This is a genomic window from Streptomyces canus, from assembly GCF_030815415.1.
In the GTDB taxonomy this organism is placed as follows: Bacteria; Actinomycetota; Actinomycetes; order Streptomycetales; family Streptomycetaceae; genus Streptomyces; species Streptomyces canus_F.
This window is the reverse complement of record NZ_JAUSWW010000001.1, coordinates 781,147-806,194: the sequence shown is the minus strand read 5'-3', so window position 1 is coordinate 806,194 and position 25,048 is coordinate 781,147. Positions and strand designations below refer to the sequence as shown.

The following is a 25,048-nucleotide window of genomic DNA, read 5'->3' as shown; positions in this document are numbered from 1 at the left end:
GTCGGTCTCCGACGAGCAGTGCCCTGGCCCGCGGCAGCAGGGCCCCTCCGGCCTCGGTGAGCACCACGCGGCGGCCCGTGCGGCAGTCCGCTCGTTGCGTGGGTGAAGTCCTCCGCCGGCGTCCGGTACTCGAAGCCGGCCAGATGGCCGGCAACACCACGGCCCAGAGCGACGCCCCGTTCGGGCAGGACTCCTTCGCCGTCGACTGGGAGGGCGAGCGGGTGACCTGCCAGCGGCGTCACCAGCACACAGCGGACCACCGGCATTCGCAGCGGGGCCTGGCGGTGATCCGAGTGCGCTCCAGCCCGGCCGACTGCCGCACCTCCCCCCACCTGCGTCACCGCGTATCAGCTCGTCGAAGGCCGCCGCGAGGTGACCCTGCGCCACCGCCCCGAGCACGAAGCCGTCCAGGCGGCCCGCACCAGGCAGCAGACCGACGCTTGAAGGGCCGCGACGAGAACTGGGCCGGGGGCGAAGGCACCTGTCATCGCCCAGGGAGCCGGGCGCTGCGACCCGCGCAGATCCCGCTGGCGCGGCCTTGCCCAGACGAGCCTCCGACACCACCTCACCGGAGCTTCCCCGGATGGGATGAGCAAGCGGGCTGCGGTGCTGCGGGCGCGAAGGCCGTCCGGGCCCGCCGGAGCGACGACCGGGGGAGGCCGTAGTGGCGCCTTGCTCCTGCCCCGCCGCGCCCGGTCGTTTATCTCGCCGTAGAGTTCAAAGAAATCTGTTCTGGCTGGAGTAGACATTCGGTGGTGGATCTGTCTATGGTTTCTCTCGTAGCCCAGAGGGACAGCAGGGCCTGGCAGACACGAACTGCCAGGCAGCAGTACGTAGTTGCAGTGCGCAGGGCGGTGCGGTGGTGGAGTTCCGAAGCCAGGGTTTTTGCAGGACGGTGACGGGACTGACGACCGGACCGGGTGGCCCGCAGTGATCAGGGGCCGCCGTGAGCAGTACCCAGCAGTGAAGTCAGTGAGCAGCACCTCGGTGAAGGCGTCGGCTGCGGGCGCGCGCACCGGGAGGTTCGGCAGTGGGGTTCCAAGCCAGAGCAGACGCAGGACAGGCGAACGGGGCTGGCTGCCGAAGCGCGGCGCTGTCACAGGCCGCTGAGCAGGTCGCATCACCCAGTAGTACGCAGTCCCCTGAGTAAGTGATTGATCCCAGAGGGAAAGAACGGAGGAATTGGTCGCCATCAGGATCGCCCGGACGGCTTGTGAGTCCGGGTACCGCAGGACATCGATAGTGAGGTGGTCTCCGGTCAGGCAACCGCGATCCCAGCATTCCCGGCCCCAGCTCGGCCGGGTGTGCGGTGACACAAGGCCGGCGCAGCAACAGGGCCGGCAGATGGTGTAGCAGTTCCTTCGGGCCCTGGCGCCGTACGGCGCCAGGGCCCTCCACGTGGTCCAGAGAGGTCAGATGACAGCAGACGACTCCTACCGCCGTCTCGACGATGACGACTACCCCGCCTACACCATGGGCCGGGCGGCCGACATGCTCGGCACCACCCAGGGCTTCCTGCGCGCCATCGGAGACGCCCGCCTCATCACCCCGCTGCGCTCCGCGGGCGGACACCGCCGCTACTCCCGCTACCAGCTGCGCATCGCCGCACGCGCCCGCGAACTTGTCGACCAGGGAACCCCCATCGAGGCCGCCTGCCGCATCATCATCCTCGAAGACCAGCTCGAAGAAGCCCAGCGCATCAACGCCGAATACCGCCGCACCGCACCCCGGCACCCGGCCAACACCTGACCCGCACTCCACGGCGACAGCACCAGACCGCACTCTCCCGCCCACATCAGGAATATGAGCGCATGATCGCCGACGATGCCCAGCCGCCGGTACACCGACGGGACTTCGACTCCCGCCCCGCCACCCCGCCCGACACCCTGCCCACCCCCGCGCCTGCCGCGCCTGCCGACGCGACCGATCAGCCGGCCGCCGGTCAGAGCGCCAGCCGGCTGGAAGGCGGGGTGGAGCGGGCGGCGGCTGCGCTGAAGCCGCGGATGCGCGGCTGGCTGCACGCCGGCGTGTTCCCCCTGGCGTTGGCCGGGGGCATCGTCCTGATCGCCGTTTCGCGCACCGGCGCGTCAGTGGCGGCCTGCTCGGTGTACGCGCTGTCGGCCTGTCTGCTGTTCGGTACCAGCGCGGTCTACCACCGCGGCACGTGGGGCCCGCGCGGGGAGGCGGTGCTACGGCGGCTGGACCACGCCAACATCTTCCTGATCATCGCCGGCACCTACACCCCGCTGGCGGTACTGCTGCTGCCCGGGAGCCGGCGGCTGGTGCTGTTGAGCGTGGTGTGGGCGGGCGCCCTGGCCGGCATCGCCTTCCGCATCCTGTGGATCGGGGCTCCCCGCTGGCTGTACACCCCGTGCTACATCGCGCTGGGCTGGGTGGCCGTCTTCAACCTGCCCGACTTCGCCCGCACCGGCGGCACCGCGGTCGTCGTACTCGTCACCGCCGGCGGGCTGCTCTACACCGCGGGCGCCGTCGTCTACGGACTCAAGCGCCCGGACCCCTCACCGGCCTGGTTCGGCTTCCACGAGGTCTTCCACACCCTGACCATCGCCGCCTTCACCGCCCACTACACCGCCATCCTCCTCGCAGCCACATGACGGTGTTACGCAGCGGGCAGACGCCGGGTCCAGGTGCCCTCGCGCCCGGGTCCAGCTCTTCCACGGGGACGGATGTCTGCAACTCCTGGCAGGATCTGGTCTCGTGAGTGAGCGTTCGTTGTCGTCAGCCTGGCTGTCTTCGTGGGCGCGTGCGGTCTCGGGCGTGCTGGGCGAGATGACGGAGGAGTTCGAGAGCAGGCACGGATTCCCGCCCGGAACCAACCAGATGCGCCTGGCCGACCACGGCGATCAAGAGACGGTGCGTGTTCTGGGCAGCGAAGCCCGGGCGTCCGCAGACCTGGTCACCTTCTACGGCAGCATCGGCGAAGTCTCCTGGGAGGACGTCGGCAACGGCTACTTCATCCATCCGCCGCGTGACGTCCTTGAGCACTTCGCGGTTTACGGAGCCGTCCGGGCGGGTGAACGCCAAGAGCCGTGCGGACTGGTGATCGGATCGAACGGAGGCGGCCTGTCCTACGTCGTGGGCCCTGAAGGCTCGGTCCACCGGACGCGGGCAGCCTCGCTGGATGACGCTGAACTCGACAGAGTGGCGGACGATCTGCGCGACTTCCTGCAGTTGTTGGAGCAGTCCCTGGCCCGGTTCGTCGCCACGGGAGAACCCGGGTATCTCTAGTCTCCGGGCAGGCCCGTTCGCCGTGCGCAGTTGCAGGCCGTAAAACTCCGCCCGGCATCGATCCTCATTGAAGGGCTCGTAACACGATCTTGCTTGGGTGCGCTGGTCGGGCGTGACCGCTCCGATTTCTGAGCTGCGTGTCAGGCGTCCGCCGCGTACCGCCAGAACTCCCTGATTACCGGTGCCGGCGTCGGACCCATCGCTGCCACCTGAGTCAGCAGGATGGTGACCGTACCCGTGGCCGGGATGATGTGCGCCGCTGTGCCCGTGCCTCCGACCCAGCCGTAGCGGCCGGGGACATTCCACGGGTTGGTCCGCTCGATGTCGACCGAACCACCGAAGCCCCAGCCTTGGCCCTCCAGGAACAGTCGGCCGATGTTGCGCTGCGCCGGATTCGTATGGTCACTGGTCATCATGCGTACCGAGTCGGCCGACAGTACCCGGTGGCCGTCGGCCGCCACCCCACCGGCCAGCAGCATCCGGCAGAAGGCCAGCCAGTCGTCGGCCGTCGAGGCCAGCCCGCCGTTGCCGAGCGGCAGCGCGGGCGGGCTGCTCCATTCGCCGTCCGGGCCGTCGGCGAGCTCCAGGCTGCCGTCGTCGCTTGGCCGGTAGAAGCTGGTGAACCGGTCCCGCTTCGCGGCCGGCACCTCGAAACCCGTGTCCACCATGCCCAGCGGCCTGAAGATCCGCTCTGCCAGGAACGTAGGCAGCGGCTGCCCGGTGGCCCGCGAAATCAGCACCCCCTGCAGTACGGAGCAGGTGTCGTACAACCAGGCAGCGCCCGGCTGGTAGAGCAGCGGGATGCGGCCGAGCGCCGCCATCCACTCGTCGGCTGGTGGGAAGTTGCTCGGCACCCGGCCGTCCTTTTGCACCGTGAACAACTCCTGCACCGCCGGCAGGGTGAAGTCGGAGGGGAATCCGTACCCGGCCTGGGAGGCCAGCACGTCGAACACGGTGATGGGCCGGTCGGCCGGCACAACATCGTCTACCGGGCTCGCCGGCGTGCGCACGGCCATCGGCTTCGCCACTTCCGGCAGCCACATGCCGATCGGGTCGTCCAGCGCGACCGTGCCCTCCTCCACGAGGATCAGCAGTGCGGCGGCGGTGACGGACTTGGTGATCGAGGCGACACGGAAGATGGAGTCCCTCGCCATCGGGGTGCCGTCACCGGCGTCCTGCGCGCCGACGGCCACCACCTCGACCTGGTCGCCCCGGGCCACGAGGCCAACCGCTCCCGGCAACGTACCGGCACCGACGTGCGCTTCGAGCAAGTCGAGCAGGGTAGTCATGTGAGGCTGCCTTCCAGGAGATCGCTGTCGAAAGCTCAGACTCCCGCACGAGCCGGGAAGCATCGGCGTCGACAAGTGGGAGACGTTGTTCCTCAAACACGGTGCCGTGCCATGGATCGTAGAGCGTATCGGCGGGCGGTCGGCGGAAGGCGTCCTCGATTCCGGGAACACCCGGGCCAGATTGCTGCCGTGACGACTCCGTACGGAGACGCGGCCCTCGGCCCACCGACCGGCCAGTGCCCGGTAGCCGTCCCGTTTCACCAGCACCGCCCACCCCGCGAGCAGCGCCGGGGTGTTGCCAGTACGGCGCGCATCGGCTCGGGCAGCGACCAGCCCCGGGGCAAGGACGGTGAGGGGATGGCCGGCCCCTTCCACCACCAGAACCGCATCCCGGCTCGCCGCGTATCAGACGGCCTATGAGGTTCGCGCGCTGGTTCGTCCGCTGCGGGTCGGACGGCACCCGGCCAACCAGTCCTTGGCGGCGGACAGCTGGCTGGCCAGCACAAGGGCCCGGCCTGGTCTCACAGAGCCGCCGGGGAATTCGGCCTGCGTCGCGGAGCTGTGTCGTGCTCAGCAATGGGCGATGAGATCGCCAGTGATGATCATGAACGGAGTCAGCTGGCCGGCAGTCCCAAGTTGTCGAAGAACGCTCGGTTCGGCTCGGTGGCCGCGTTGACGAGACGGTCAGAGCTCATCACTTCGACCTCAGCTACTGGAACAATGAAAGATCTTGCACACGTCACCGGGGAGATGCGGCTGTGAAGGTCGGACTGGCACGTTCCGCTGCGATCCAATGGGTTGCGCAATACGCCCAACCCGATGCCGGCTTCCGAGGGGCGTACTTCAGCGGCTCGACCGTCGGGCTGCCGGATGACGCGGAGCTGTCGCCCTCCTCCGACGTCGACATCTTCGTTGTCACCGCCCAGGAGGACCTACCGGCCAAGCCAGGGAAACTTCGCTTCCAGGACGCCCTGCTGGAAGTCAGCTACCTGCCCTGGACCGAACTTGCTTCCGCCGACGACGTCCTGGCGTCCTACCACCTGGCCGGCAGTTTCCGCACTGGCGCGATCATCGATGACCCCACGGGCGAACTGCACAAACTGCACGCACACATCTCGTGCCACTTCGCCGACCGGATCTCGGTCGGCCGCAGGTGCCAGGATGCCCGCCATCGGATCGAAACCCGCCTCGCCGCGATCGACACCTCGGCGCCGTTCCACGAGCAGGTGCTCGCTTGGCTGTTCCCCACCGGCGTGACCTGCCACGTCCTCCTGGTTGCCGCCCTGCGCAACCCCACCATCCGCCTGCGCTACCTGGCTGCTCGTGAGGTCCTCACCGGTTACGGCCACCTCAGCCTCTACCCGGAACTTTTGAACCTTCTCGGCTGCTCCCATCTGACCGCGCCGCGCGTCCAGCACCATCTGCGTGAACTCGCCGCGACGTTCGACGCCACCGTCCAAGTGGCGAAGACCCCGTTCTTTTTCAGCAGCGACATCACGCCCACCGCGCGGCCGATCGCGATTGACGGAAGTCAGAGGCTCATCGACTCAGGCGACCACCAGGAGGCTGTCTTCTGGATCATCGCGACTTTCGCCCGCTGTCACACCATCCTGGCGGCCGACGCCCCTCAGCTGCACGAAGCCCTCGCCCCAGCCTTCCAGGCAGCCGTCACCGATCTCGGTATCAGCTCCACCCATGACCTCATCCACCGGGCCGACGAGGTGACCCGGTTCCTGCCCCGGCTCTGGCGGACCACCGAGGACATCCTGCGCAGCAACCCCAACATCAACGAATAGATAGGAAAGACATCAACCCAGCCGCCGGGGGGTGTCAGTTCACATCGACATTGCACCGCTTGGCGATCGACAATTGCTGTCCGAAGTCGGGCTCTGGTTCACTTCGTGCGGTCGTGTACGTAGCACGACTGTTGATCTCCCCGTGAAGCTGGCTGAGGTAGCCCGTAAACCGCGAGCGTCCTGAGGTGATCGCTGTATGAGCCGGCCGTCGCACGGCATGCTGCATCACCTTGAGCTGTGGGTGCCGGACATTCATCGCGCGCTCGCTTCTCTCGGCTGGCTGCTGGAAGCGCTGGGGTATGCCCTCTTCCAGAGCTGGCAAGGCGGACGCAGCTGGCGGCTCGGGGCGACCTACCTGGTCATCGAGCAGTCGTCGGCTCTCACCGCCGAAGACCACGATCGCCTGCGCCCAGGGCTGAACCACCTGGCCTTCCACGTCGAAGACGCCGCCACGGTCGAGAAGCTGGTCGCCAACGCCGTCCAGCACGGCTGGCACCTGATGTTTCCCGAGCGGCATCCCTACGCCGGCGGCGGCCGGCACTACGCCGCCTACCTGGAGAACGACGACGGTTTCGAAGTCGAACTTGTCGCGATCAACTCACCTGAACGAAAGTGAGATTTGGCCACCGCCGACGCCTGTAGGGGTTTGATGACGGTCTGCAGTGGCCCCGCCTCATGGCCGTACCTGCAGGCGAGCGGGGGTTGGGCCGCTTCGAGGCGTCATGCGTAGCTGCTCGACCAGGTAGGGCCAAGTGGCCAATATCGAGGGGCCGTTGAAAGGTGTGATGGCGTGGCTGACCTGTGCTCGTGATGACGTCGGCTGCCTTTGCGACGAAGGCTTCCAACGCGACGCGGGCTTGCCCGCCTCTCGCTTCCAGGTCGCCCCTGTCTCGGCACTTCGGCATCTCGGCTGCCAGCCGTACTGCCTCGCCGGCCAGATGCGCAAGACGAACACCGTGAGCGAGTAGTTGGACACGGAACCCGGCATGCCCGAGACGAGTCCTACCGACTCCGTGCAGCCGTCACCCGTTCGGCAACAGCGCGATTGGTGCGGCATGGCCATCTCCGCGCCTGGATTGCAGGTCGCGGCAGCGGCGAAGCGAAGTGTTGGTGGGCACCGTTCCTGGTAGAACCTGGTCGCATCCGCGAGTTCCGCCCTCGCTGATGAAGACGCGGCGCTCTCCCGGCGGGATCGCCCAGCCGGAGGCCGAGGACCTCGCCGCGGCGCAGTCCGCCCAACGGGTGCCCGTGGCCGCGGATGGCAAGTGCCGTCGGCAGCGGGTTGCGGTCGATGGCCGGGCTTGTCCTGGTCACGGGCGTGGTGCCTCCGGTACGTTCACCGACTGGCTGATCGCTGCCGGTGTCTTTGCGCCGTCAGGGCTGCTGAGACCGCTGCTGATCAGCTGGGCGATAGGAGGCGAGCGGTGTCTGAGGCCAGTCGACGGCAGGCTGCATTGCGACCGCGACGAGGCCGTACGGCTCGATCTGCATCCTGAGTCCCGGACGGCCGGTGCACCGCCTCCGTCCGTCGCCACCAACAGCAAAGGAACTTGAACACCACATGCGTTATCGCGAACTCGGCCGAACCGGACTGACCGTGTCCGAAATTGGTTACGGTGCCTGGGGATTGGGCCAGGGGGCGTGGGTCGGCGCCGACGACGACTCCGGCGTCCGCGCCCTGCACCGAGCCCTCGACCTGGGCGTCAACTTCATAGACACCGCCCGAGGGTACGACCGCAGCGAACGCGTCGTCGGCCGTGCGCTCAAGGAGCTCCCGGGCGGCGGCGACGGCGTGTACGTCGCGACGAAGGCCGGGCCCCGTGTCCCGGTACCGCTGGAGTCCAGCGGACTCGACGTCACGGAGACGTTCCCCGGCTCGCACCTGCGCGAGAGCCTGGAGACCAGTCTGCGCGAACTGGACCGGGACCATGTCGACCTGCTCCAGCTGCATACCTGGGAGGACGAGTGGACCGGCCGCGGCGACCTCCTGGAGACCGTTGACGCCCTCAAACAGGAGGGCAAGATCAGGTTCTTCGGGATCTCCGTCAAGGACCACCAGCCCGACAATGTCCTCAACGTGCTGCGGACCGGGGTGCTGGACACGGTCCAGGTCATCTACAACATCTTCGAACAGGCCCCGGCCGACGCCCTGTTGCCGGCCTGCGAGGACTACGGCGTGGGCGTGGTCGGGCGAGTCGTCCTCGACGAGGGCGCTCTGACGGGCTCGGTCCGCTCGGGGGTCACCTTCCCCGAGGGGGACTGGCGCAACTGGTACTTCCGGGAGGACCGGCCCGCCCAGGTCGAGAAGCGGGTGGATGCCCTCCTTGCCGATCTGGGAATCGCCGTCGAGGAACTCCCGTCCACCGCCCTGCGGTTCGCGCTCGCCGGGCCGGCGGTCTCCACCGTGATCGTCGGGATGCGGTCGTTGACGAACGTGGAACGCAACGCGGCGGTGGCCGAGGAATCGCCGCTTTCCCCCGAGCAGGTTGCGCTGCTGGCCAGGCACCGCTGGCAGAAGAACTTCTACAGCTGAGCCGGTCTCGTGGCGGGATCGGGATCAGTTGCCGGTCGAGGTCACGACGGTCCGCCGTACGCAGCGGCGTGGTGCGGCCGATCAGTCGCACTTGTGCGTTGGCATCGGAGCGGCCGAGCAGCAAAGTCGCCGGGGCACCAGCACTCCGGTGACCTCGCCGCTCCAGCTTCTGTGCCGCCGTCCCCGCCGACGGCGTTGCGCTGGACCGTCGCGTCGTAGTCGTGCGGGTAGGGGGCGGCGGCTTGGACGCGGTGGGTGTCGCAGATGATGCGGCTGGCGACCTTCTCGGCGAGAGCCTTGGTGTTGCCGATCGCCAGGTTGGTACGGCCGCCGTAGTAGTAGTTCTCGCCCGGGCGAGCAGCGCGCCGCGCAGAACGGGGCGCCGTGGTGCTGCGGCGTGATCATGGTGGTCGGCTCCCGGTGAACGATGGAAGCCGGGCGGGTGCCTCGGGCATTCGCTTCAGGGCACCCGCAGTCGGCGAGGGGCAGTGAGTGAGGCGTTCAGCTGTCCAGGCGGCGTCCTGCGAGCCAGGTGACCATTTCGGGGTCGTGGTGGTCGAAGAACAGGGAGCTGCTGGTGTCGAGGGTGGCGATCTGGATCATCTGCTCGTCGGTGAGCTCGAAGTCGAAGACGTCGATGTTCTGGGCCATGCGCTCGGCACGTACGGACTTGGGGATGGCGACGACGCCGCGCTGGGTGAGCCAGCGCAGGACGACCTGGGCGACGGACTTGTCGTATGCCTTCCCGATCTCGGTGAGCAGCGGGTTGGTGAACAGGTCGTTCCTGCCTTCGGCGAAGCCGCCCCAGGACTGGATCTGCACCCCGTGGTCGCGCATGAGGTCCTGGTAGTCGGCGCGCTGGAAGAAGGGGTGAGTCTCGATCTGGTTGACCTGCGGGGTGATCTCGTTGTTGATGATCAGGTCGATCAGCCGGTCGGGGTAGAAGTTGGCGACCCCGATCGCCTTCGTCAGGCCTTCGTGGGTGACGGCCTCCATGGCGCGCCACTGGCCGTAGACGTCGCCGAAGGGCTGGTGCATTAGGTACAGGTCGAGATGGTCCAGGCCCAGCTTATTGAGGGACGTCTCGAACGCGCGGCGGGTGTTGTCCTCGGCGGGGGCGTCCTGGACCCACAGCTTGGTGGTGACGAACAGTTCCTCGCGCGGGATGCCGCTGGACTTGATGGCGCGGCCGACGGCTTCCTCGTTGCCGTAGGCGGCGGCGGTGTCCAGCAGGCGGTAGCCGGCGGCCAGTGCCTCGGAGACGGCGCGCTCGGTGTCCTGGGCGGGGATCTGGTAGACGCCGAAGCCGAGGATCGGCATCTCGACGCCGTTGTTGAGGGTGACGGTCTGCATGAGCGGGAAGTCCTTCGCTCGAGGGCGGGGGCCGGTGGTCAGGGGCGGATGAGGGCCTTGAGGACCTGGCGGTCGGTCATGGCCCGGTAGGCGTCCGGTGTCCGGTCGAGGGTGAATGCCTGGTCGAAGACGCGGCCGGGGGTGATGGTGCCGTCCAGGACGTCAGGCAGCAGCTGCTCGATGTAGGCGCGGGCGGGGCTGGCGCCGCCGGTCAGGGTGATGTTGCGCAGGAACTCGGCCGGGCCGATCGGTCCCTGCTCGTACTGGGGGACGCCCAGGCGGCTGATGGTGCCGCCGTCCAGGACCGCCCCGAGCGCGGTGTCGAGGGCCTGGCGGGTGCCGACCGCCTCGATCACCTTGTCCACGCCACCGGTCAGCTCGCGGATGCGGGCGATGCCCTCCTCGCCGCGCTCGGCGACCACGTCGGTGGCGCCGAACTCGCGGCCCAGGCTGGTGCGGGCTTCGTGGCGGCCGGCGAGCACGATCCGCCCGGCGCCGAGCCGCTTGGCGGCGATCACGGCGCACAGGCCGACCGCGCCGTCCCCGACGACCAGCACCGTGTCGCCGCGGCCGAGCCCTGCGGTGACGGCGCCGTGGTGGCCGGTGGTCATCACGTCGGAGAGCGCCAGCAGCGACGGCAGCAGCGCGGAGTCGGCGGCCACCGGCAGCTTCACCAGGGTGCCGTCCGCGTACGGGACGCGGACGGCTTCGCCCTGCCCGCCGTCCACGCCGCCGAAGCCGTACCGGCCGCCGTTGCGGCACGAGATGTGCAGGCCCTTGGCGCAGTAGTCGCAGGTGTTGTCGCTGTAGGTGAACGGGGCGACGACCAGATCACCGGCCTTGAGGCCGGTCACGTCCGCGCCGGTCTCCTCCACGAGGCCGAGGAACTCGTGGCCCATGGGGCGGCCGGCGTCGGTGACGGACATCGACTGGTAGGGCCACAGGTCGCTGCCGCACACACACGCGGCCAGCGTGCGCACCACCGCGTCGGTCGGCTGGACGATTTTCGGGTCGGGCCGGTCCTCGACGCGGACGTCTCCGGCTCCGTACATCACTGCTGCACGCATGAAAGGTGTTTCTCCAAAACGAGGGGCGGGGTCGCCACGCGTAGCGCGGCGGGCCGGGGCGGGTCAGCGTTCGAGCATCTGCGCCTGGGCCTCGGTGTGGGTGTCGCCGGCGGCGGGCGGCAGGCTGGTCAGCGTGTCGAGCTGCTCGACGGTCAGCGTGACGGCATCGGCTGCGGCGTTCTCCTCGACCCGGCTGACGCGCTTGGTGCCGGGGATGGGGGCGATGTCGTCGCCCTGAGCGAGCAGCCAGGCCAGCGCCACCTGACCGGGCGTGGCACCGGCCTCGTCGGCCAGGGCCTTGACCTCGTCAGCGAGCGCCAGGTTGTGCCGGAAGTTCTCGCCGGTGAAGCGCGGGTTGTCGCGGCGGAAGTCGTTCTCGTCGAACTGGTCGGTGGAGCGGACGGCGCCGGTCAGGAAGCCGCGGCCGAGCGGGGAGAACGGCACGAGACCGATGTTCAGCTCCCGCAGGACGGGCAGGACACGGTCCTCGATGCCGCGGGTGAACAGGGAGTACTCGGACTGCACCGCGGTGACCGGCTGCACGGCGTGGGCGCGGCGGATCGTGTCCGGGCCCGCCTCGGAGAGGCCGAAGGCGCGGACCTTGCCCTCGGCGATCAGCTCGCCCACGACGCCGGCGGTCTCCTCGATCGGCGTGTTCGGGTCCACCCGGTGCTGGTAGTACAGGTCGATGTGGTCGGTCCCCAGCCGCTTCAGGGAGCCCTCGACCGCGGTGCGGATGTTGGCCGGGCTGGAGTCCAGGTTCCAGGCGCCCTCGCCGGTGTGCGAGACCAGGCCGAACTTGGTGGCCAGCACCACCTTGTCCCGGCGGCCCTTCAGGGCTCGCCCGAGCAGTTCCTCGTTGGTGTAGGGGCCGTAGATCTCGGCGGTGTCGATGAAGGTGACGCCCAGCTCCAGCGCCCGGTGCACGGTCCTGATCGACTCCGCGTCGTCGGTGCCGGAGCCGGTGTAGCCGTGGGACATGCCCATCGCGCCCAGCCCGATCCGGGAAACTTCCAGGTCACGCAGCTTGATGTACCGCATCTCGCCCTCTTCCGATCATGGTGTTGCCTGGCCTCTCGCTCTCACCCGGTCCGGCAGAGGTCGTGCCGGTCGAAGCCCGGGCGGCCGCCGAGGGGGCCGGCGTCTTCCTCATTCACCTTCGCCCGGATTGCTCCGCTGTGGCAGGGCGGGCTCTTCGGGGGTAACGACAGGGCCCCCCTCCCGCCCGCGAACCGGGTGCCCGGCGGGTGAGACTGGGAGTCATGGCATCGACGAGCGCGCACAGCGAGGGCGCCGAGCTGGGCCGCTTCCTGCGCGCCCGCCGCACCCAGACCAATCCCGAACAGGTCGGCCTCACCGTCGGCGCCGGCATTCGCCGCACCCCCGGCCTGCGCCGCGAGGAGCTGGCCACCCTCGCCGGGATCAGCATCGACTACTACGTGCGCCTGGAACGCGGCAAGGAGACCCGCCCCAGTCCCGCAGTCCTCGACTCGCTCGCCCGCGCTCTGCACATGGACGACCAGGAGCACCAGCACCTGCGTGAACTCGCCACCCGTGCGGCCCGCTACGCTCCCGAGCCGCCGCCGGCCCCGAGCCGCACCGTGCGCCCCCACCTGAAGCTGCTGCTGGAGTCGCTGCGGCCCAACCCGGTCTACGTCATCAGTCGCAGCATGGAGATGCTGGCCTGGAACCCGGGCGGCCTCGCCCTGTACGCGGGCCTGGAGGACTGGCCGGCCAAGCATCGCAACCTGGCCCGTTACCTCTTCCTGCACCCGGCCGCGCGGGATCTCTTCGGCGACTGGGACCGCCAGATCAGGGGTTGCGTCGCCCGGCTGCGCGCTGTCGCCGGCACTGCCCCCGACGCGCCTGACCTGACCAACCTCGTCGGCGAGCTGCTGCTCAAGAGCCCCGACTTCGCCCGGCTGTGGGAGCGTTACGAGGTCACCGGCCGCAAGCCCGCGCAGAAGACCTTTCAGCATCCCCGCGTCGGCACGGTCACGCTCACCTCCCAGTCCATGCATCTGGAAGGAACTCCCGGTCAGCGCATCGGCGTCTACACCGCCGAACCCGGCACACCCGACCACGACGCCATGACGCTGCTCGACATGACCGCGCCCGTAGCCGCGCCCGGCCGGGAAATGCCCCACACGTCACCCTGACCGTCGTTCTCACAAACGGTGTCGAGCTGGGCTTTCGATGCCGTCGGTGGTGTGGTCGGCGAGCCGCGCGGCCGCCTGCTCCGGGGCGGTGGGGGGTCGGGCACAGTGACCGAGGCGGCGCCGGGCCGTGCTTGAGGACCCACGCCTGCAGGGCGGCGTAGCGTTCGCTGAAGGGGCGGCCGGTGAGGTCCTGGCCGTTCAGGCGCAGTTGGCCGAACGCGATCAGGTGGGTGGGAGCGCGACGGCAGCGCGGGCCGCGGCTGCACCGCGGCGGTGCAGGCGCGGCTGGGACGCTCGAACGCGAGCCGGCCCGCCTTCCCACGATGAGCTCGCCGTCCGGTGCCGTCGTGTCCGGCAGATGGCTGTTCCCGGATTCGGTCTCCGGAAGCGAAGCCTGCCGCCAGGCTCGTGCCCCGGAGAGGGGACGGGCGGCGGGCCCTGGTCTCCGTCGACGCGGGCCCAGTAGTGCTGCACTCGCGGTCGGCGCACCCGCTCACCTTGGCAGCAGTGCGGTCGGCGATCCAAGTGCGCGTGCGCCCCCGGCTACTGGCCCGACCATGGCTGGTCAGCGCAGTACAGCACCTCGCCGGGGGCTGTGTTGAGCTTCTGGCGCACGTCCAGGCGGCAGCGAGGCCGGACGCCGGCTGCCCTGGATCCCGTGCCGTGCGGTCTGATGCCGCGGTCGCCCACCGTCCGTAACGGATCCCACCGGAGCTGGCGGTGGCGCCGGGACGGCTGAGAGGTCTGGACCGATTCCGGGAATCAGACGGCGACGAGTTCCGGCTCGCGGTCCGGTGTCTTGACCGTGGGCTTGTTGTTCGGCTTGTTCGGCTTGTTCGGCAGGGAGAGCCGGACGACCCTGTGCCACGCGGAGAACACCTGCTTGGGTAGCGGGCCGGTGACGTAGTCCAGCTCGTACTTCTCGAACAGTGCGCGTACCTTCACCGCGACCTCGGCGTACCGGTTGCTGGGCAGGTCCGGGAACAGGTGGTGCTCGATCTGGTGCGAGAGGTTGCCGGTCATGAAGTGCATGGCCTTGCTGCCGCTGATGTTCGCCGAGCCCATCATCTGGCGCAGGTACCACTGGCCGCGTGTCTCGCCCTTGATGGAGCGCCGCTCGAAGACCTGTACGCCCTCGGGGAAGTGCCCGCACATGATCACCGAGTGGGACCAGACGTTGCGGACCAGGTTCGCGGTGAACGTGGCGGCGAGCGTGGGGAGGAACGAGGGGCCCGACAGCAGCGGGTGGATCACGTAGTCCTTGAGCACCTGCTTGCGGATCTTGCGGCCCACGGCCTTGGCCCGCGCGCGGAACTCCGGGTTCTTGCGGCGGCGCTTGTTCAGGTTCTTGCCGAGCTCCAGGTCGTACGCGGCGATGCCGTACTCGAAGAAGCAGGCGTTGAGGAAGTTCCACAGCGGCTGGCCGAGGTGGAAGGGGTGCCACTTCTGGTCCTCGTCGACGCGCATGATGCCGTAGCCGAGGTCGTTGTCCTTGCCGATCACGTTGGTGTACGTGTGGTGCAGCTCGTTGTGCGAGTGCTTCCACTGGTCGGCCGGCGAGACGTGATCCCATTCCCAGGTGGTGGAGTGGATCTTCGGGTCCCGCATCCAGTCCCACTGGCCGTGCAGGATGTTGTGGCCGATCTCCATGTTGTCCATGATCTTCGCCACGGACAGGCCGGCGGTGCCGAGCACCCACGCGGGCGGGAAGATGGAGAACAGCAGCACGCCCCTGCTGACCAGCTCGAGCGTGCGCTGCGCCGAGATGACCTTACGGATGTAGGCGGCGTCTTTCTCGCCGCGGTCGGCGATCACCTCGTCGCGGATCGCGTCCAGCTCGCGGCCGAGCTCTTCGATCTGCTCGGCGGTCAGGTGGGCGGTGGGGTCGATGGCGGTCACGGTGCTCCTACCGTTCGATGTCGCAGGGGCCCGCCGCGGCGGACACGCAGGTCTGGATGAGGACGCCCGGTTCGGCCTCGGTGATCTCGCCGGTGCGCAGGTCGCGGACAGCGCCCGCCTTGAGCGGTGTGACGCAGCCGAAGCAGATGCCCATGCGGCACCCGGAGGGCATGAGCACGCCGGCCCCCTCGCCGACGTCCAGCAACGGCGTGGCGCCGTCCGCGTCGACGGTCTTGCCGGTGGCGCTGAACGTGACCTCGCCGCCGTCGCCGGTGACCACGATGCTGGGGCGGAAACGTTCGGTGTGCAGGCGCTCGTGGACGCCGTGCTCGCTCCAGTGCTTTTCTGCGGCGTCGAGCAGGCCCGCGGGCCCGCAGGCCCAGGTCTCGCGCTCGGCCCAGTCGGGCACGAGTTCGTCGAGTCGGGCGATGTCGAGGATGCCGTCGGTGTCGGTGTGTACCTCGGTGAGCCGCAGCTTCTTGTCCGCGACCAGGTCGTGCAGTTCGTTGCGGAAGATCACGTCGTGCGGCTGTGGCGCACAGTGGACCATGACGACGTCGTCGAACTCGGTGTCGCGCAGCATCCCCATCACGGGCGTGATGCCGCTGCCGGCCGTCAGGTAGAGCACCTTGGCGGGCTTGGTCTGCGGCAGCACGAAGTCGCCGGTCGGGTGGTCGAGGTGGATCAGCGTGCCCGGTTTCGCTCTGCGGACCAGGTGGTTGCTGACCTTGCCGTCCGGGATCGCCTTCACGGTGATCGTGACGCGGCCGTCCTGGCGGTTGGTCGGCGAGGTGAGGGAGTAGGCACGCCACAGGCGGACCCCGTCGACGTCGACCCCGATCCGCACGTACTGACCGGCGGTGTGGCCGCGCCAGCCCCGTCCCGGCCTGATCACGATCGTCGCGGCGTCACCCGTCTCGGCGTGCACGGCCTCGATGCGCCCACGCAGGTCAGCGCCCGCACGCAGCGGACTGACCAGGTCGAGGTAGTCCGACGGCAGCAGCGGCGTCGTGACCATCTCCAGCAGTTTCCACGCCCTGCTGCGGAGGGCTGTACTCGTCATGACTCCAGCTTGCTGCGCCTCAAGGCGTAAAGTCCTGACCGTAGGACGTAAATCTGGCTGACTGAATTGTTCGCAGGGAATAGAAACGTGAGCCATGCAACCCAAAGGGCCAGCGAACTGGCCCTGGACGAGACGACGGTCACCGCACTTCGGGCCGCGCTGAAGAGCACCGCCGACGAGGTCGTCCAGGCGATCATCGACGAGGTCCCTCCCTACGCCAACGCCCTGTCGGGCCACATGGGCGCCACCATCCGCCGAGCCGTCCGCACCGCCCTGGGACACTACCTGGACCTCGCGAGCGGGAACGCCACCGGCGGCGACGCCGGTGACGCGGCCTACGAACTGGGCCGCGGCGAAGTGCGCGACGGCCGTTCGATGGACGCCCTGCTCAGCGCCTACCGCGTCGGCGCCCGCGTGGCCTGGCGATGCCTGGCAGCGGGTGCCGTACCCGCAGGCCTGCCCGCCGCCGAGGTCGCCAAGTTCGCCGAGCTGACCTTCGCCTACATCGACGAGCTCTCCGCCGCGAGCGCCGCAGGCCACGCCGACGAACTGGCCGCCCGGGGCAGGGACCAGGAGCGCCACCTGGAACACCTGGCCCGCGACCTCCTCGCCGGCGCGAGCCCGGACGTGCTGCTGGCCTCTGTCCAACGGGCCGGGTGGCAGCCTCCGGTTTCGCTGACCGCGGTCCTGCTGCCCGCCGCCCAGGCCCGGCCCGCCTACCGCGCGCTCGACCCGAACACCCTCGTCCTCGACGATCTGCCGGACGCCACCGGTGTGCTGCTCGTCCCCGACGCCGACCGATCACATCTCCTACGGCAGCTGACCGACCGCACCGCCGTGGTCGGCCCACCCCGGCCATGGACTCGTACATCCGCCTCCTACGCACGAGCCGTACGCGCGCGCCTGCTCTCCTCCGACATTCGCGACACCGAGGACCACCTGCCCGAGCTCGTGCTGAGCGCCGACGCGGACGCGTTCGCAGACCTGCGAGCCCGAGCCCTCGCACCGCTGCGGACCCTGCCTGCCGCGACCGCACGGCGGCTGGAGGAGACGCTGCGGGCGTGGCTGCTGCACCAGGGCAGGCGGGAGGAGGTGGCGGCGGCGCTGTTCGTCCATCCCCAGACGGTCCGGTACCGGATGTCGCAGCTGCGGGAGCTGTTTCCGGATCTCGCATCGCCACACCGGGTCCTCGAACTGACGCTGGCGGTCGGTCTCGGGGTCAGCTGACGCGTTCTTCGGCCGTTGGATCCGGTGGATGAAGCGCACCGGCCCGCTCGTCGAGCATCTGGTCGCTGATCTGGACCGCTGTGCCCTGGAGAACGGCTTTGATGCTGTCGTGGAGGGCGCTGTCCTGACATGAGCTGCCCACGGGCGCGCGGCGGGCTGCAGCTGGGTGACCGACCGGGCCGGCCCGGCACACCGCGCGAGAGATGATGGGGAGGGAATGACGGAACGTGAGGGCAGGAGCTTCCATGGCGCAGCGGGTTCACCGACCCCGTGAGGACGCGGAGTTCAATTTCATCCTCGGGATGAGCAAAGTCCCGGTCCTCGCATACTTCACCGGGACATGGCCCAAGGCAATCGAGCCCTGCCGGGTGATGGACCTCGTCGTGGGTGGCATCGCCGACGACTACACGGGCCGCCTGACGGCCGTCCGCACCGACATCACGCGTTGTCCGGCCGCAACCGAGCGATACGGGATCACCGGAGCCCCGTCCTGCGTCCTGCTGAAGGAGGGGGAGGCGGTGGCGCACGCCACGGGGCCTATGACCATCGCCGAGGTACGGAAGTTCCTCGACAACCACCTCTGAGCGGCCTCTGCGGCACGTGGCCGCGACACCCGTCACGTCTCTCCCATTCAGCGAAGCTGTGGTGGAGGTCGCAGGCCCCGGCCTGTCCGGTGGCCGTAGGCAACCTGCTGGACAACGCCGCCAAGTTCGACGCCGACGGCGACGACCTCATCGAGCTGCACATAAGGCAGGGCCGGGTCACCGTCCGCGACCGCGGATCGGGCATCGACGCCACCGACGCCCTTCGCGTGTTCGACCGGTTCTACCGTGCCGACACCGCCCGTTCCCTGCCTGGCTCCGGGCTCGGCCTGGCCATCGTCCGCGACGTCGCCGAGGCCCACGGCGGCACGGTCTTCGCGCGTACGCGGCCGGGAGGGGGCGCTGAGGTGGGGCTCACCCTGGACAGGGCCCGGCTCCTCGAGCCCGAAACGCCGGACGCGGAGTACGACGGTACCCGGGAGCCGAGGTGACGGGCGATCGGTAACGAGTACTTGGGGCGACGGCAGTGGACCACGGTCGACACATGACCTGCTGGCGCTGACGGGCTGCCTGGAGTGAAGTCGGCGTCTGGGATCCGCTCCACCAAGTACGGGGGGAACTGCGGTCGAGGAACGAGCTTGACTGGTTCCGGGGGTTGCAGGGCTGGTCGGCGGACCGCGCCGGCGCCGGACGCGCTGCTGGCCGACCGCGGCTACGGCCTCCTGGCTGCACGGCTTCCGCCTCCTGCGCATCGCTGAGGACAGCCTTGATTCACTGGAACGTCGGCATGACTTCCTTGATGAACAGCTCCAACGACACGAAAATCCATCTCGGTCAGTGCCGAAACTCCCTTGGACTGCGATGCCATCCGCGACAGAAGCTTTGCATGCACCAATTCTTCACATGAACTCCCCGAGTTCCTGGTCAACCGAGCCCCTTCGAAATACGTCCATGGGCAGTGGTATGCGGTGCAATGACTTTCCTTTGGGAAATGCAAGGGTCCTCAAGAGGGAAAGGCAGGTGAGGATGTGGGAGTAGCATGTGTAATTGCTGAGAGCGCTTTCTGTGCCGGTGGTTGGTGGGGCATTCGTCCATGCGCTGGCGAATCCCGGCAGGCCTTGTCAGTGGACCAGCGAGCCAACACTTTGTAGCAAGAGGAGCATTGCGTGTCATTGACCAACTACCGCCTGGCAGCGGCGGCCTTGGCCCTCGCCACCGCGCTCGTGGGCGTGGCCGGTGCGGGCACCGCCATGGCGAGCACAGCTGCGGCGGCAACTGCCGCTGAGGGCGACGAGACGGCGGCCCTGTTTCCCGTCGACTTCGTGAACCTCCCCACGAGAGCTCTCCCGGCCTCGGGGAAGTCGCACACGTTCGTCCTGTCCTACCGCAATGACTCATCCGTGGACCAGGTTGTGGCTCCGCAAATTCTCGTGGAGTCCCCTGATGCGGGCCCCTTCCTGGCGCCTACTGACATCCAGGTCGAGCGGCGCAACGCCGACGGCTCTCGCGAAGCGGTACCCGTCGCGAGCCAGACCGGCACGCTGTTCACCGATCTCGTGAGTGTGCAGCGCACCCTTCGTCCGGGCGAGACGCTCACGGAGCGGTACCGGGTCTCGGTGATAACCCCTGGTGCCGTGGGTACCGTCCAACCGCGCGTGGCGCTGTACGGCTGACGTTACGACGCCTTACCCGACGGTTGTGGTGCTGCACCTCGACAGGGGGTGCAGCACGATCACGACTCAGGCTCTGGTCCAACGCGAGGCCAGGAGCGCGGCAAGCCCTGTCGGGGCAGGGTGACCAGATGGGTCTCTCACCCCGACGGAGCTCGGTCGGCCGGGCGGCGGGTTACGGGTGTCCGGCAGAGGCCGGTGCCGTGTGCGGTGCTGGCCGGATCAGCCGAAGTTGACGTCGCTGCACCACATGTAGGCCTGGTCCAGGTGCGAGGCCTGCCAGATGACGAACAGGGTGTGGTGTCCGGTGTAGCCGGACGTCTGGGCGGGGAACGTGATGTCCTGCGCCGGGGCGAAGCGGCCGGTACCGCTCCCGGGACCGGGAAGACGGTGACCGCTGGTGGCGGGCGGCCACTTCTCCAGCCGTTCTCGACAGCTTTGAGTGGGCGTCAGGTTCGGTCTTCCTCGGTTCGTGATCGCTCGATACCTGAAATCTGCGCCCACGACGGCCACCGTCTTGCCCGACGCCCGCAGCGGCTGCGCCTCCGCGCCCACCGACACCGGCCGTAGCTCCACCTCAGCCAGGCCCGACTGGCCCGGGGCCGCCGATACCGCCTCCAGCCGCGGGTGGAGGTCCACGACGCTCACTCCGGCGACCTGCACCCGCAGTCGCCAGCACCACGGTGGCAGTGGCAACGGGCCTCACGAATCTGCTCTACCCGCGAAGCCCTTGGGGCTTGCCTGAGCCGTGTGCGCCGTGGGGCGCCTGAGGGAACTCGTCAGAGACCGGCACCTCTACGGGACCACAGGATACGAACCGGCCCATAGGCAGACCGTTGGGCAGGGCAACGACATGATCGCACCGTAGACCGTGGCACTGACATCGCAGCCGCCCATGGAGCCACTGGACGCCTGCGCTTTCAGTGATCCAAACGAAACCACCTGCCAGGCCAGAGCCCGGGCGCAGGTAGGCAGGGCCGGTCACCAAGGTCGGCGGTGGGCCCGTGGACGCGAGCACATCCTGGAGACGACCATCGAGGCTGAGTTCGTCCTCCTGCGGGCAGACCCAGGCCGTGACGCGGCCGCGGACCACGCGCCCGTCGCGGCCGTCAGGAGCTCCATTCCGGTGCTGTAGTCCACCTCACCGACGGCCCCCGGCCCAGCGGCGCCCGCCCGCGCCTCGGCTGCCCATGGCTCTTGGCGGGTGAAGACACAGGCATTGAGGTGACCGAGGAGATCAGCGGAACGCCGGCACACCGCAGCGGTGCGGGGAACGGTACTGGTGAATGCTTGACCCATATCCGATCTCTTGAGGCGGGAGCCGAATACCATGACCGATCTCGATCCTTTCACCGATCTGCTCGACTACCCGATGTACGTCGTGACCGTGGAGGCCGACGGGGAAAAGGCCGGATGCCTGGTCGGATTCGCCTCGCAGTGCTCGATTCAGCCCGCCCGGTTCATGGTCTGGCTGTCCAGAGCCAACCGGACCTACCGGGTGGCCGAGCGCGCCGACCGACTCGCGGTCCATCTTCTGCGCCGCGACCAGGACCGGCTGGCCCGGCTCTTCGGCGGTGAGACCGGCGACCACACCGACAAGTTCACCGAGGTCCCGTGGCACGCGGAGCCAGGCGGTCTGCCGATCCTGGACGAGGCTCCCGCCTGGTTTGTCGGTCGCGTGGAGAACCGGATCGACGGCGGCGACCACGTCGGTTTCCTGCTCGCGCCGGAGGCGGCGGACAGACTCACGGGCAGCCGCACCCCCGTGCTGACGTTGAACGACACCCACGACATCACCCCGGGCCACCCAGCGAACTGAGCGGCCCCCGTGCCGGGCTATCGTCGCCGCGTGCGCCGAATCGCCGCGCCCCCACCCACCGCCGCCGATTCCGTCACGGCGGCTGACACGAGCGGCACGGGGGCGACAGTTTGTTCGCGAGGATGGTCGCGGCCGTGGAGGCGCCTACGCAGTGCTGCTTGCGGAGCGGATGGCCCGCCGCGTTGCCTACGGCTCTCACGGCCACCTGCGGCTTGTACACGACGGGCGGTACGGGCTGGGGCGCTTCGACAAACGGGTCAAGAGCCAGGAGAACTGCGGAGTGTGGAACGCCGGCATCTGCACCACAGTGACACCCACCCGGCCGTGCCGATGTGCGCCGGAGCTCGGCGTGACCGAGGGGGAGCCGACTTGCACGATCACGCCGGCGTCCCGCGGAACCATACGCTGGAGCGAGAGCCCGGGTGCCACGCACGAAGCCCAGATGGCTCACCTCCACGACCACCGCCGCGGCCCAGTGCGCTGGCATCATCGGGCTCATCAGGCCCATCAGTTCGACATGACAACGCGCCGGGTGCTGCGGGTACGCCGCCAGCTCGTCAGCCCGCCGCTTGCTGGAGGCCGTCGAGGATGAGGTCCAGTCCGAATTCGAACTCGTCGCCGTAGTCGTACCCGGGACGCATGACGTGAGCGGTGGCGATCTCGGTCAGGTGCGGGTACTCGCCATCGCCGAAACCGCTCATGATGGAGTCCGCCAGTTCGGCGGTCTCCTCCGGGGAGTCGAAGGGCAAGGCTTTCTCCTGCAGGGCGAACCCGTAGATGTAGCTGTCGAGCACCGAGACGGCGTGGGCAGTCAGAGTGAGGGAGAACCCTCCCTGACGCAGGCAGCCGAGAACGGCGTCGTGATGACGAAGAGTGGCCGGGCCTGGAGTGGAACGTGACGCCATGAGCCCGATGGCCCAGCGGTGGCGGGTCAGCGCGAGGCGCATGGAGACGGCCCGCTGACGCATCGCCTGTCGCCAGCCGTCCCCCGGCGCCGGCAGTTCGACTTCGCCGAAGACCAGGTCAACCATGCCGTCGATCAGGTCTTCCTTGTTGGTCACATGGTTGTACAAGGACATTGCCTCGACGCCGACGGCCTGGCCGAGCTTGCGCATGCTGAGCGTCTCCAGGCCACCGGCGTCGGCGAGCTCGACGGCGACATGCAGCACCCGCTGCCGGCTGAGCGTCTCGCGGGCAGGCTGCCGGACGGTACGTCGGGTCACGGTGGACATCACTCCCTCACATCGTCTTCCTGCGTTGACGAGCTTACGCCGTAAGTGTTGTACTTACGGCGTAAGTCTGACTGCGCCGTGAACGCGCGGAAGACTCAACGGGAAGCAGTGACGATGAGCGAGCCGATCGCAACCAGCAGTGCGACCAACATGATGGCGGCCGTCGTACAGGAGCGTTACGGTGCCGAGCCGGAAGCCGTACTGCGCACGGCGCGGCTGCCCAGGCCCAGCATCGGGCGGGCCGAGGTGTTGGTCCGTGTACGCGCATCCAGCGTGGACCGGGGCACCTGGCACATGATGGCCGGTCTGCCGTACGCGATCCGGCCCGTGAGCGGGCTGCGCAGGCCGAAGCTCCCCAACCCCGGCCGCAACATCGCCGGGATCGTCGAGGCGGTCGGTACCGACGTGACCGCCTTCGCGCCCGGCGATGAGGTCTACGGCACGGCAGTGGCGGCGTTCGCCGAGTACGCCGCCACCCGTCCCGACAGGATCGCGCCCAAACCGACCGGACTCACCTTCGAGGAAGCGGCGACGGTACCCGTCAGCGCGCTCACCGCACTCCAGGCGATTCGCGACAAGGCCAATGTGCAGGAGGGCCAGCAGGTCCTGATCACGGGAGCCGCCGGCGGCGTAGGCACCTTCGCCGTCCAACTCGCCCACACCTTCGGCGCCCGGGTCACGGCCGTCGCGAGCACCCCCAAACTCGACGCTGTAAGGGCGCTGGGCGCCGACGACGTGATCGACTACACCCGCGAGGACTTCCTTGCCGGCCCGCGCCGCTACGACGCCATCATCGACATCGCGGGCAACCGCGGTCTGAGGGATCTGCGCCGCGCCCTCACGCCCCGCGGCAGGCTGGTCATCACCGGCGGCGAGACGAACGGCCTCTGGCTCGGCGGCACCGACCGGCAGCTCCGCGCGCAGATGCTCTCCCCGTTCACCGGCCAACGTCTGGGCACCTTCATTTCCTCGGAGCACGCCGATGGGCTGCGCGACCTGACCGTTCTCATCGACGCGGGCACGCTCAGCCCCGTCGTGGACCGCGTCTATCCGCTCGCCGAGACTGCCGCAGCCGTCCGACACCTTCTCGCGGGCCGCGCCACGGGCAAGGTGGCGCTTTCCCTGCCCGCGGAGCGACGCTGTAGGCCGTCGTCGTGAAGCGCCCCCCTACGTCGTTCGGCGCGGCGTGGTCGGCCCTTTGTCGTGAGCTGGAACGGCAGTTGTCGAACAAGCAGGGCGAACTCGACGAACACACTGAAGAGTTCGAGGTGGCTCGTGCGGCCCATCGTGAAGTGACCCGGTCGCTGACTCACCATCCGCGCGTCACATGACGCGAATGCCCTCGCGGTCTGGCGCTGATGGCGGTGGCGGGACAACAGAGGGGGATGGTTCCAGCCGACGCCTGCTGTGCGTCACGGAGTTCGTTCCAGCGGATTCCCGAGACCCGCTTCAAGAGACTACCCATGGGCCGCTTCCCGAGGTGCTGGCCTGGCTCATCACGTCGCAGGGGCGGGCGACGGCCATCACGGTCGATGCCCAGGGCATGTCGAGGATGCCGAGGGCGCCGACGCCTTCATCCCGCCGGGAGAGAACCCGTTGTCTTGATCGCAGCCGGTCAGGCCACGTCGTTGTCTCGCTCGATGGCGTTGAGGCGGTTCTTCAGCCGGTAACTGGGGCCTTTTGTTCAGCGGATTCCGGAGTCGGGATGTTCGGCATCCCATTCCTGGCGTGCTCGAGAGATGACGCCACGGTGTTCTGACGACCAGTCGGCGAGGGCTTTCACCAGATGTGTGAGGCTGTGGCCCATCGCTGTGAGCTCGTACTCGACCTGCGGAGGCACGGTCGGATACACGGTCCGGGTGATAAGCCCGTCCCGTTCCAGCCGACGCACGGTGAGCGTCAGCATCCGCTGTGAGATACCGGGTACGGCGCGTTGCAGCTGCCGGAAACGGCGTACGCCCTGGGCCAGTTCGACCACCACCAGGACCGACCATTTGTCCCCGATCCGGTCGAGCACCTCGCGGATCCCGCAGTCCTCGTGCTCGTCCCCGCAGCTGACGACGGGCTCGGTGGTTACCTCCGTGTGCCCCACTGACATTGAAGTGCCTCCTTACGCGCCCTGACGCAAACCCGCAGGATGATCCCGGTTA

21 protein-coding genes and 3 pseudogenes are annotated in these 25,048 nt (G+C 68.7%); 14 read left to right on the top strand and 10 right to left on the bottom strand.

Annotation, left to right across the window (positions count from 1 at the left end):
- Positions 1-1,416 precede the first annotated feature (1,416 nt).
- The 3 genes from QF037_RS03790 (at position 1,417) to QF037_RS03780 (ending at position 3,249) form a co-directional block, all read left to right on the top strand.
- Positions 1,417-1,749: a MerR family transcriptional regulator gene (locus tag QF037_RS03790; RefSeq protein WP_307021770.1), complete on the top strand. Its 333-nt coding sequence runs from the start codon at positions 1,417-1,419 to the stop codon at positions 1,747-1,749.
- A gap of 62 nt (positions 1,750-1,811) precedes the next feature.
- Positions 1,812-2,615, top strand: a complete 804-nt coding sequence (gene trhA / locus QF037_RS03785; RefSeq protein ID WP_307021768.1) for a PAQR family membrane homeostasis protein TrhA — start codon at positions 1,812-1,814, stop codon at positions 2,613-2,615.
- 103 nt (positions 2,616-2,718) lie between these two features.
- Positions 2,719-3,249: an SMI1/KNR4 family protein gene (locus QF037_RS03780; RefSeq protein ID WP_307021766.1), complete on the top strand. Its 531-nt coding sequence runs from the start codon at positions 2,719-2,721 to the stop codon at positions 3,247-3,249.
- A gap of 140 nt (positions 3,250-3,389) precedes the next feature.
- On the opposite strand, the gene QF037_RS03775 is transcribed toward QF037_RS03780, so the two are convergent.
- The gene (locus QF037_RS03775; protein ID WP_307021764.1) at positions 3,390-4,538 is read right to left on the bottom strand and encodes a serine hydrolase domain-containing protein; all 1,149 of its coding nucleotides are present in this window, start codon (positions 4,536-4,538) and stop codon (positions 3,390-3,392) included.
- Positions 4,539-5,296: 758 nt separating this feature from the next.
- Here QF037_RS03775 and QF037_RS03770 point away from each other — a divergent pair.
- From QF037_RS03770 to QF037_RS03755, 4 genes are all read left to right on the top strand, one after another.
- Entirely contained in the window at positions 5,297-6,334 is a 1,038-nt protein-coding gene (locus QF037_RS03770) for a hypothetical protein (RefSeq protein WP_307021762.1), read from the top strand.
- Between the two features lie 196 nt (positions 6,335-6,530).
- Positions 6,531-6,950: a VOC family protein gene (locus QF037_RS03765; protein WP_307021760.1), complete on the top strand. Its 420-nt coding sequence runs from the start codon at positions 6,531-6,533 to the stop codon at positions 6,948-6,950.
- A 136-nt stretch (positions 6,951-7,086) separates the two neighbouring features.
- Positions 7,087-7,302, top strand: a complete 216-nt coding sequence (locus tag QF037_RS03760; protein WP_307021758.1) for a hypothetical protein — start codon at positions 7,087-7,089, stop codon at positions 7,300-7,302.
- Positions 7,303-7,895: 593 nt separating this feature from the next.
- Positions 7,896-8,867 carry an aldo/keto reductase gene (locus QF037_RS03755; protein WP_307021756.1) on the top strand — a complete coding sequence of 324 codons (972 nt, stop codon included), beginning with the start codon at positions 7,896-7,898 and terminating at the stop codon, positions 8,865-8,867.
- Between the two features lie 501 nt (positions 8,868-9,368).
- On the opposite strand, the gene QF037_RS03750 is transcribed toward QF037_RS03755, so the two are convergent.
- From QF037_RS03750 to QF037_RS03740, 3 genes are all read right to left on the bottom strand, one after another.
- Positions 9,369-10,220: an aldo/keto reductase gene (locus QF037_RS03750; RefSeq protein ID WP_307021754.1), complete on the bottom strand. Its 852-nt coding sequence runs from the start codon at positions 10,218-10,220 to the stop codon at positions 9,369-9,371.
- 38 nt (positions 10,221-10,258) lie between these two features.
- Positions 10,259-11,287 carry a zinc-binding dehydrogenase gene (locus QF037_RS03745; protein ID WP_307021752.1) on the bottom strand — a complete coding sequence of 343 codons (1,029 nt, stop codon included), beginning with the start codon at positions 11,285-11,287 and terminating at the stop codon, positions 10,259-10,261.
- A gap of 63 nt (positions 11,288-11,350) precedes the next feature.
- Entirely contained in the window at positions 11,351-12,328 is a 978-nt protein-coding gene (locus QF037_RS03740) for an aldo/keto reductase (RefSeq protein ID WP_307021750.1), read from the bottom strand.
- A gap of 221 nt (positions 12,329-12,549) precedes the next feature.
- Here QF037_RS03740 and QF037_RS03735 point away from each other — a divergent pair, with 221 nt between their 5' ends.
- A complete protein-coding gene (locus QF037_RS03735; RefSeq protein ID WP_307021748.1) occupies positions 12,550-13,446 on the top strand; it encodes a helix-turn-helix transcriptional regulator in 897 nt (298 codons plus the stop codon).
- 762 nt (positions 13,447-14,208) lie between these two features.
- Here QF037_RS03735 and QF037_RS03730 read toward each other — a convergent pair.
- Both QF037_RS03730 and QF037_RS03725 read right to left on the bottom strand, forming a co-directional pair.
- Complete coding sequence (locus tag QF037_RS03730; protein WP_307021746.1) at positions 14,209-15,345, bottom strand: fatty acid desaturase family protein; 1,137 nt, start codon at positions 15,343-15,345, stop codon at positions 14,209-14,211.
- Positions 15,346-15,352: 7 nt separating this feature from the next.
- Positions 15,353-16,408: a ferredoxin reductase gene (locus tag QF037_RS03725; RefSeq protein WP_307021744.1), complete on the bottom strand. Its 1,056-nt coding sequence runs from the start codon at positions 16,406-16,408 to the stop codon at positions 15,353-15,355.
- A gap of 87 nt (positions 16,409-16,495) precedes the next feature.
- Between QF037_RS03725 and QF037_RS03720 the strand changes: the two genes are divergently transcribed.
- From QF037_RS03720 to QF037_RS03705, 4 genes and pseudogenes are all read left to right on the top strand, one after another.
- Positions 16,496-17,635: a PucR family transcriptional regulator gene (locus tag QF037_RS03720; protein ID WP_307021742.1), complete on the top strand. Its 1,140-nt coding sequence runs from the start codon at positions 16,496-16,498 to the stop codon at positions 17,633-17,635.
- A 245-nt stretch (positions 17,636-17,880) separates the two neighbouring features.
- A complete protein-coding gene (locus QF037_RS03715; RefSeq protein WP_307021741.1) occupies positions 17,881-18,219 on the top strand; it encodes a thioredoxin family protein in 339 nt (112 codons plus the stop codon).
- Positions 18,220-18,311: 92 nt separating this feature from the next.
- Positions 18,312-18,668 (top strand): annotated as a pseudogene (locus QF037_RS03710) (ATP-binding protein); the annotation flags it as partial.
- A 675-nt stretch (positions 18,669-19,343) separates the two neighbouring features.
- Positions 19,344-19,850: a signal peptide protein gene (locus tag QF037_RS03705; protein WP_307021736.1), complete on the top strand. Its 507-nt coding sequence runs from the start codon at positions 19,344-19,346 to the stop codon at positions 19,848-19,850.
- 219 nt (positions 19,851-20,069) lie between these two features.
- Here QF037_RS03705 and QF037_RS03700 read toward each other — a convergent pair.
- Positions 20,070-20,213: pseudogene (locus tag QF037_RS03700) on the bottom strand (lytic polysaccharide monooxygenase); the annotation flags it as partial.
- Positions 20,214-21,177: 964 nt separating this feature from the next.
- Between QF037_RS03700 and QF037_RS03695 the strand changes: the two are divergent.
- Positions 21,178-21,666: a flavin reductase family protein gene (locus QF037_RS03695; RefSeq protein WP_307021734.1), complete on the top strand. Its 489-nt coding sequence runs from the start codon at positions 21,178-21,180 to the stop codon at positions 21,664-21,666.
- Between the two features lie 100 nt (positions 21,667-21,766).
- Here QF037_RS03695 and QF037_RS50875 read toward each other — a convergent pair.
- Positions 21,767-22,126, bottom strand: a pseudogene (locus QF037_RS50875) (SDR family oxidoreductase); the annotation flags it as partial.
- Positions 22,127-22,223: 97 nt separating this feature from the next.
- Positions 22,224-22,898, bottom strand: coding sequence for a TetR/AcrR family transcriptional regulator (locus QF037_RS03690; protein WP_307021732.1), 675 nt, complete (start codon positions 22,896-22,898; stop codon positions 22,224-22,226).
- Positions 22,899-23,012: 114 nt separating this feature from the next.
- On the opposite strand from QF037_RS03690, the gene QF037_RS03685 reads away from it, so the two are divergent.
- Positions 23,013-24,056, top strand: a complete 1,044-nt coding sequence (locus QF037_RS03685; RefSeq protein ID WP_307021730.1) for an NAD(P)-dependent alcohol dehydrogenase — start codon at positions 23,013-23,015, stop codon at positions 24,054-24,056.
- Between the two features lie 526 nt (positions 24,057-24,582).
- On the opposite strand, the gene QF037_RS03680 is transcribed toward QF037_RS03685, so the two are convergent.
- Positions 24,583-24,996, bottom strand: a complete 414-nt coding sequence (locus tag QF037_RS03680) for a winged helix-turn-helix transcriptional regulator (protein ID WP_307021729.1) — start codon at positions 24,994-24,996, stop codon at positions 24,583-24,585.
- Positions 24,997-25,048: the final 52 nt, after the last annotated feature.

What these genes read in the sequence shown, in the direction of transcription:
- QF037_RS03775 (WP_307021764.1), bottom strand. Translation starts at nt 4,538, where the DNA reads ATGACTACCCTGCTCGACTTGCTCGAAGCGCACGTCGGTGCCGGTACG.
- QF037_RS03745 (WP_307021752.1), bottom strand. Translation starts at nt 11,287, where the DNA reads ATGCGTGCAGCAGTGATGTACGGAGCCGGAGACGTCCGCGTCGAGGAC.
- QF037_RS03750 (WP_307021754.1), bottom strand. Translation starts at nt 10,220, where the DNA reads ATGCAGACCGTCACCCTCAACAACGGCGTCGAGATGCCGATCCTCGGC.
- QF037_RS03680 (WP_307021729.1), bottom strand. Translation starts at nt 24,996, where the DNA reads ATGTCAGTGGGGCACACGGAGGTAACCACCGAGCCCGTCGTCAGCTGC.
- QF037_RS03725 (WP_307021744.1), bottom strand. Translation starts at nt 16,408, where the DNA reads ATGACGAGTACAGCCCTCCGCAGCAGGGCGTGGAAACTGCTGGAGATG.
- QF037_RS03740 (WP_307021750.1), bottom strand. Translation starts at nt 12,328, where the DNA reads ATGCGGTACATCAAGCTGCGTGACCTGGAAGTTTCCCGGATCGGGCTG.
- QF037_RS03695 (WP_307021734.1), top strand. Translation starts at nt 21,178, where the DNA reads ATGACCGATCTCGATCCTTTCACCGATCTGCTCGACTACCCGATGTAC.
- trhA (WP_307021768.1), top strand. Translation starts at nt 1,812, where the DNA reads ATGATCGCCGACGATGCCCAGCCGCCGGTACACCGACGGGACTTCGAC.
- QF037_RS03790 (WP_307021770.1), top strand. Translation starts at nt 1,417, where the DNA reads ATGACAGCAGACGACTCCTACCGCCGTCTCGACGATGACGACTACCCC.
- QF037_RS03690 (WP_307021732.1), bottom strand. Translation starts at nt 22,898, where the DNA reads ATGTCCACCGTGACCCGACGTACCGTCCGGCAGCCTGCCCGCGAGACG.
- QF037_RS03735 (WP_307021748.1), top strand. Translation starts at nt 12,550, where the DNA reads ATGGCATCGACGAGCGCGCACAGCGAGGGCGCCGAGCTGGGCCGCTTC.
- QF037_RS03715 (WP_307021741.1), top strand. Translation starts at nt 17,881, where the DNA reads ATGGCGCAGCGGGTTCACCGACCCCGTGAGGACGCGGAGTTCAATTTC.
- QF037_RS03685 (WP_307021730.1), top strand. Translation starts at nt 23,013, where the DNA reads ATGAGCGAGCCGATCGCAACCAGCAGTGCGACCAACATGATGGCGGCC.
- QF037_RS03755 (WP_307021756.1), top strand. Translation starts at nt 7,896, where the DNA reads ATGCGTTATCGCGAACTCGGCCGAACCGGACTGACCGTGTCCGAAATT.
- QF037_RS03765 (WP_307021760.1), top strand. Translation starts at nt 6,531, where the DNA reads ATGAGCCGGCCGTCGCACGGCATGCTGCATCACCTTGAGCTGTGGGTG.